The sequence below is a fragment of the Rahnella sp. P4_A8 genome (assembly GCF_056402435.1).
Map to the genome: position 1 here is coordinate 1 of NZ_JBFUHK010000189.1, position 1,894 is coordinate 1,894.

Here is a 1,894-nt window from a genome sequence, read left to right on the forward strand (position 1 = left end):
GCGTCGGGTCAGCTTCAACTTCGAAGAATACTTCAGTTTCAATACCATGACCTTTCAGAACGCTGGTGATCTGATCGGCATAGCCGTTATTGAACAGGAAGCGGTCAGTTACGATGAAGGCGCGTTTTGCTCCATCAGTCGCCACTTCTTCCAGTGCGATTGGCAGTGAGCCACGACGGAAGTAGATAGATTTAGGAAGTTTATGCCACAACATGTTTTCYGCTCGCTTCGCTACAGTTTTCTTGTTGATCAAGTGTTTAGGACCGACGTTTTCAGAGATGGAGTTACCACCCCAGGAACCGCAACCCAGCGTCAGAGACGGAGCAAGTTTGAAGTTGTACAGGTCACCGATACCACCCTGTGAAGCCGGGGTGTTGATCAGAATACGTGCGGTTTTCATTTTGTTGCCAAAATAATTCACACGTTCTGGTTGGTTGTCCTGGTCTGTATACAGGCAAGAGGTATGGCCGATACCGCCCATTTCTACCAGTTTCTCTGCTTTAGCGACGGCGTCTTCGAAATTCTTAGCGCGGTACATAGCGAGGGTAGGGGACAGTTTTTCATGCGCAAACGGTTCAGATTCGTCAACAATGGTGACTTCACCGATGAGCACTTTAGTATTCGCAGGCACTTTAATGCCAGCCATTTCAGCAATTTTCACTGCTGGCTGACCTACGATAGCGGCGTTGAGGCCGCCATTTTTCAGAATGATATCTGAAACGGCTTTGAGTTCTTTACCCTGCAGCATGTAGCCGCCGTGAGAAGCGAAACGTTCACGGACTGCATTATAAGCTGAATCAACCACGATGATGGACTGCTCAGAGGCACAGATGACACCGTTATCGAAGGTTTTAGACATCAGGACGGAAGCAACAACACGTTTGATATCTGCGGTTTCATCAACAACGACTGGTGTATTACCTGCACCCACGCCGATTGCTGGTTTACCGGAGCTATAAGCTGCTTTAACCATGCCCGGACCACCTGTTGCCAGAATCAGGTTCAGATCCGGGTGGTGCATCAGTTGGTTGGAAAGCTCTACGCTTGGTTCATCAATCCAGCCAATGATATCTTTTGGCGCGCCGGCAGCGATGGCCGCTTGCAGAACGATATCCGCAGCTTTGTTCGTTGCATTCTTGGCACGTGGATGTGGAGAGAAGATAATACCGTTACGGGTTTTCAGGCTGATAAGCGCCTTGAAAATTGCAGTAGAAGTTGGGTTGGTAGTCGGGACGATACCGCAAATCAGACCAATTGGCTCAGCGATAGTGATGGTACCGAAGGTGTCATCCTGGCCCAGGATGCCACAAGTTTTTTCATCTTTGTAAGCATTGTAAATGTATTCAGAAGCGAAGTGGTTTTTGATCACTTTGTCTTCAACAATACCCATTCCGGATTCTTCAACAGCCAGTTTTGCCAGCAGAATTCGAGAATCGGCAGCAGCCAGGGCGGCGGCAGCGAAAATCTTATCGACTTGTTCTTGACTGAAGTTGGCATATTCGCGCTGTGCCTTCTTGACCCGAGCAACGAGTGCGTTTAGTTCAGCGACATTTGTTACAGCCATAATGCTCTCCTGATAAAGTTAAACTCTTTTAGTAAATAATCCGCCAAAGACTAGTATAGACCTGCTATCAGTCACCGTGAGAAACTAATTAAATCTAAGATTCTCAATGTGTTGTCTTTGTCTCTTTATTTGCTCAAAGAGCTTTCAGTTGTGAAGCACCGGGTAAAGCAGATGACGTTAAATAAATCACCTTCATCACTGGACGTTTTATCTTTCATGTAACGCTGAGTGACTATGTACTGAGATTACCTATTTGTAGGCAGCGTCAATTTGATCTGGATCACTAAATACTGATGCTGACACCTTTCAGCAACTTGATATTGAGAATGG

1 protein-coding gene is annotated in these 1,894 nt (G+C 46.7%); it reads right to left on the minus strand.

What is annotated here, in order from left to right; all coding sequences use genetic code 11:
• Positions 1–1,564 (minus strand): aldehyde dehydrogenase family protein (locus AC1DUO_RS24510; protein WP_477989209.1); only part of this gene is annotated, 1,564 nt, incomplete at its 3' end.
• Between the last annotated feature and the right edge of the window lie 330 nt (positions 1,565–1,894).